This window comes from Rhodococcus sp. NPDC057014 (assembly GCF_042673295.1).
In the GTDB taxonomy this organism is placed as follows: domain Bacteria; phylum Actinomycetota; class Actinomycetes; order Mycobacteriales; family Mycobacteriaceae; genus Rhodococcus_F.
Genome location: NZ_JBHUSF010000459.1, coordinates 1 through 5,275, shown reverse-complemented (window position 1 = coordinate 5,275; position 5,275 = coordinate 1). Strand labels below are relative to the sequence as shown.

Below are 5,275 nucleotides of genomic sequence, written 5' to 3'. Positions count from 1 at the left end.
GCCATCTGTGCACGGCCCTTCCGGGCTCGGTCGCGACCGGCGCAAAAGTTTTTTCGTGCGCCCGGGAACCTTTCGGGGCACTCACCGCATCCAACTCTCGACAACACCGGGAACACCACTTCCCGGCCGGAAACCCTTCGACGGACAAGGATTCGAGATGAGCAACCCCCGCGCCGCCCAGAACACCCAGACCACCACCACCGGCGCCGAGACCGCCTCGCCCAGCCCCAACCTGACCGGAGACCCGCGCGCGGCCACCTACACCACCGCCCCCACCGCGGGCGGCCAGCAGCCGACCGCCGCAGCCGACCCGGGCCCCGCCGGCACCGCAACCGCGCCGGACCTCACCACCACCACCACCGACCTCGGGGCCGCCGGCGACACCGACCCGACCGCCGGCGCCGGCGGGGAGTACTACTCGCCGCGGGACGTCGACGGCGACGGAGATGTCGACCTGATCCACACCCGCATCGAGGGCATCGACACCATCACCCACATCGACGAAGACGGCTCCATCACCCTCGTCGAACAGGACACCGACGGCAACGGCACCTACGAAACCGGCATCGCCCCCACCGCCACCGGGATCCGCCTCGCCGAGGACCTCGACGACGACGGAACCGTCGACCTCGCCACCCACCTCGACCCCGCCACCGGCGCACCGGTCCGCCAGGACGTCATCGAGGACGGCCGGATCACCGACACCCGGCTCGACACCACCGCCGACGGCAACCCGGACGTGCACCTGATCGACAGCAACGGCGACGGCCGCTTCGACACCGCCCTCCTCGCCACCGACCTCGACGGCGTCACCAACGACACCCTGGTCGACACCAACGGTGACGGCACCTTCGACCTGCGCACCGCCGACACCGACAACGACGGCACCCAGGAATCCTTCGACACCGCCACCGACGGGCACCTCGGATCGATCGAGCAGTTCGAAGCCCTCATCCCCGCCGAGGACCACTACCACGAGCAGGCCGGAACCTACCCGGCCGAGACGCCGGCCGACCCGAGCGCCATCGACCTGGCCTGACCCACACCCACCGGGCGCGGAGGGCGTCGGCGCCCACCCGCCTGCCGCCGGGGCGACTGGGTGCAGGACACCCGCCGCCCACGATTCATGTTGCGGCATTCATGTTGCGGCCGAACCACACCGGGAGAGCACCGAATGGACGACATCGCCGCGGATCTGGCTGCAGCAGCCTGGTCCGCCGCCCCACCCGACGACGACACCTACCTCGGCGACCCGGGCCCGATCGACGAGATCATCGACGCGATCTGCGCACCGGTCGACGACGACCCGTTCGCCGTCATCGCCGACGGGCCGGGACCGGTGGATCTGTCCGCCATCGACCTGAGCACACTCGACCCGGATCCCACCGAACCCCCGACGCTCTCCCCGCCGCAGGACGCGCCCGCACCGGCCGCCGAACAGGGCACCACCCCAAACTCCCCGGTCGACGGCACCGGCAGGGACGGCGTGTACGGGGACCCGGTGGAATGGTCGGTGAACTGGTTCTTCCAACAGGTCGACGGCTACTGCGGGCCGTCGAGCGCCGCGCAGGTGATCGCCCAATACACCGGCGTCGTCATCGACGACCCCCAACAGTTGGTGGACCGGGCCCTTGAACTCGGACTCATGCAGGACGGCGACCCCACGCAGGGCATGACCCTGCCGAACCTCGAGATCCTCCTCGAAGACCAAGGGGTGCCCTGCACCGTGCAGGACGGCACGATCGACGACCTGAAAACCACGCTCGAGGCCGGCCACGGGGTGATCGCCATGGTCGACTCCGGGGAGATCCGGAACCCCGACCAAGAAGCGGGGGAAGACGACACGGCCGACCACTTCCTTATCGTCGCCGGCATCGACGACACTCGCGGCGTGGTGATCCTCTCCGACCCCGGCGCCCCGGACGGCAACCAACTCGAGGTGCCCATCGACCAGTTCGAGGACGCCTGGGCGGACTCGGGCCACAAAATGCTGGTCGCCGACGCCCCGGATCCCGACCTGGCCGACCACCCGCACCCGGTGGCGGCGTCGGTGGCCGCACCCGATCGCCGGTGGGCGATGATCGACCTGTCGCGGTAGCCGTTACCAGCCGACCGCACCTGGGGCGTGCACACTGGAGAGGCCACACCGACCACGGTGACGGTGATCGGAACGATGCCGGCGATCGGTGGGAACCTTTCGCCGCACCGGTGCATCCAACCAGGGTGGGTGTCGGTGGCGGCGCCGACCTACGCGAGGAAACGAGGTGAGAGCAGCAGTGGACGACGACTCCGTCCTTGCCGCACTGGGGGTATCGGGTGCGCTGCCACCCGTGCCCGACGAGGTGTGGGCCCGCGCCCTCGAGGTCGCCCTCGACCCCACCACCGCACCCGTCGACGCCGACCTCATCCCCGACATGGACGACGTCCCGGTCGTGCCCGAGGACGACGAGATCATCCTGCTCGACGACGGCGACGACGGCGACGACGGCGACGAGGCCGACGAGGACGACCTCGACACCGACGCTGACACCCTCCCCGGCCTGGACCTCGAACCCGACGCCGACGAGGACACGGATCTACACCGACCCGCCGGGCAGGATCTCGACCTCGGCGACGACACCGTCGACCCGTCCACCCTCGGCGTCGACGACGGAGCCGATCCCGGCATCGACCTCGGTGGGCACCACGACGCCGACCCGCTCTGACCAACCGGCACACCCCACCACCCCGGGCCCCGGTCTGGGACCGCATTCCTGGCTGGAGCGGCTGTATGTGACGGCGGGTACGATTCTCTCGGCGCCCGGGGGCGGCAACGACAGTGATCACGGCACGGGGGGACCAGACATGGACGACGCGGACCTGATCGCCGCGTGCCGCGCCGGCGATCACCACGCCTTTACCGAACTCGTCGGCCGCTACCGCACCAACGCCTGGCACGTGTGCCTGCAGATCACCGGCAACACCCACGACGCCGAAGACGCCCTGCAGGACACCCTCACCGCCGCCTGGCAGAACCTCCCCAAATTCCGCGGCGACGCCCGCTTCAACACCTGGCTGCACCGCATCGCCGCCAACGCCGCCCTCGCCGTCGTCCGACGCCGCAAGAACACCGACAGCCTCGACGACACCGACGGCGACTACGGCATCGTACTCGAAGACCCCGCCCCCCGATTCGACGAGCAGATCACCACCGTCGACGCGGTCCGCCGCGCCCTGGCCCAACTCCCCGAAGACTTCCGCGTCGCCATCGTGCTCGCCGAATTCGCCTCCCTGCCCTACGCCGACATCGCCGAACACCAAGGCGTCACCGTCGCGACCGTGAAAACCCGGATCCACCGCGCCCGCAAACAACTGGCCACACTCCTCACCCCCGCGATCGACCCGTAAGCCGCCCGGGGGAGCCTCTCGTATGGGTCCGGATCGAATGCGCCCCCGCGGTCGTGTCCCCGGCGTGCGGGAGGATGGGCGGGTGAGCGATTCTCCACTGCTGCCCGACGACTACCGCAACTTCCTCGACCACCTCAAAACCCAGGTCCGCCAAGCCCGGATCCGCGCCACCCGGGTGGTCAACACCGAGTTGCTGCTGCTGTACTGGGACCTCGGCCGCGCCATCCTGGACCGCCAGGCCGCCGAGGGGTGGGGAAGCAAGGTCATCGACCGACTCGCCGCCGACCTGCGCACCGAGTTCCCCGAGATGCGCGGATTCTCCCGCAGCAACCTGCACTACATGCGGAAAATCGCCTCGGCATGGCCCCGGAGCGCATTCGTCCAACAAGCTGTTGGACAAATCCCGTGGGGACATGTGACCGTGCTCATCGACCGCCTCGACGACCAGGACTCCCGCGACTGGTACGCCGCCGCCGCGTTCGAGCGGGGCTGGTCCCGCAACGTCCTCACCCATCAGATCCGGAACCGACTCGACCAGCGGATCGGGGCAGCACCCTCGAACTTCACCGACCACCTGCCCACCGGTGACTCCGACCTCGCGCAGCAACTGGTCCGCGACCCGTACGTATTCGACTTCCTGGACCTGACCGATAGGGTCGCCGAGCGTGAGCTCGAGGCGGCGCTGATGGCCCGGTTGGAACGGCTGCTGCTCGAACTCGGGCACGGCTTCGCGTTCGTCGGCCGGCAATACCACTTCGACGTCGACGGTGACGACTTCTACATCGACCTGCTGTTCTTCAACTGGATCCAGGCCCGCTTCGTCGTCGTCGAGCTGAAGGTCGGCCGGTTCGAACCCGAGTACGTCGGCAAGCTCGGCTTCTACGTCTCCTGGATCGACGACAACCTGCGCGACCACCACAAGCACGCACCGACCATCGGGATCCTGCTGTGCGCCGGACGAAACGACAACGTCGTCCGCTACTCCCTGGCCGGAACCACCGCACCGTTGGCGGTCGCCGACTACACCTACGACACCCTGCCCGCACCCGTTCGGGAACTCGTCCCCACCGACGACGAACTCGCCTCCGCAGTGGGGGAGACCCTCACCCACCTGGCGGAGACCCCGACCACGCCCGCCGACCCCGATCAGTGACCCCTGGCCTCGGTCAACCCCGCGCCGATCGAAATCAATTATCCCGCAAAATATCTGCTGCGCCCGATGACTGATCGGTGAGAAGTGTAACGGGTGTCATGCTCTGCCCATTGTCGCCGAACAGCCAACGGCCAGCGGCGGCGAGCGGCGCCCGTGCGATCGATCAGACGCCCGCGCCGCGCCGACGGTCCACACCCCTCGGCTACCGGGGCACCACATCTCGCCGCGACAGACCCACCCGGCTCACGATGACCGCGGCAGCGCACAACGCGGTCGATGCCGTGGGGTGCCGGATCGCCGTCCCCGGGAGTATTGGAACAATGGCCCGTGATGAGCGAGACGAACATGGGCCGCGTGCCGGTGGGGGATCCGATCCCGCTCCGGTTCGATCCGATCACCAAACAACGACTCGAGGAGTACGCCGCCGGCATCGGGCCCCGCCGTTTCGGGGCGCTGGTGCGGGTGGCCGCCCGGCGCCTTCTCGCCGACCCCGACCGGGTGCCGGCGGCCCTGACCCAGGCTCGGCGGGCCTCCGCCGACGCCCGCCGCATCCCCTGGGCGGAACGACCTCTGAACCTCGACCCCGCCACCCGCACACGCCTGAACGACCTCGCCCGCGAGTTGCACACCGACCGCAGCACGATCGTCCGCGTCGCTGTGCACCGCTTCCTCACCGCGGCGGGACGATTCCGCCACCCGGTGCTCCGCGAAGACGCCCGCACCGACCTGACGACT

At 69.4% G+C, this 5,275-nt stretch carries 5 protein-coding genes and 1 pseudogene; all 6 read left to right on the top strand.

Features of this window, described 5'->3' with window-relative positions; genetic code table 11:
- Positions 1–157: 157 nt before the first annotated feature.
- Complete coding sequence (locus ACFTZB_RS42720; RefSeq protein ID WP_378441559.1) at positions 158–1,039, top strand: hypothetical protein; 882 nt, start codon at positions 158–160, stop codon at positions 1,037–1,039.
- A gap of 135 nt (positions 1,040–1,174) precedes the next feature.
- Positions 1,175–2,098: a C39 family peptidase gene (locus ACFTZB_RS42715; protein WP_378441557.1), complete on the top strand. Its 924-nt coding sequence runs from the start codon at positions 1,175–1,177 to the stop codon at positions 2,096–2,098.
- A 166-nt stretch (positions 2,099–2,264) separates the two neighbouring features.
- Complete coding sequence (locus tag ACFTZB_RS42710; RefSeq protein WP_378441555.1) at positions 2,265–2,705, top strand: hypothetical protein; 441 nt, start codon at positions 2,265–2,267, stop codon at positions 2,703–2,705.
- A gap of 139 nt (positions 2,706–2,844) precedes the next feature.
- The gene (locus ACFTZB_RS42705; protein ID WP_219453662.1) at positions 2,845–3,387 is read left to right on the top strand and encodes an RNA polymerase sigma factor; all 543 of its coding nucleotides are present in this window, start codon (positions 2,845–2,847) and stop codon (positions 3,385–3,387) included.
- An 82-nt stretch (positions 3,388–3,469) separates the two neighbouring features.
- On the top strand, positions 3,470–4,540 hold the full coding sequence (locus ACFTZB_RS42700) for a YhcG family protein (RefSeq protein WP_378441552.1): 1,071 nt from the start codon (positions 3,470–3,472) through the stop codon (positions 4,538–4,540).
- Between the two features lie 330 nt (positions 4,541–4,870).
- Positions 4,871–5,275: pseudogene (locus ACFTZB_RS42695) on the top strand (hypothetical protein); the annotation flags it as partial.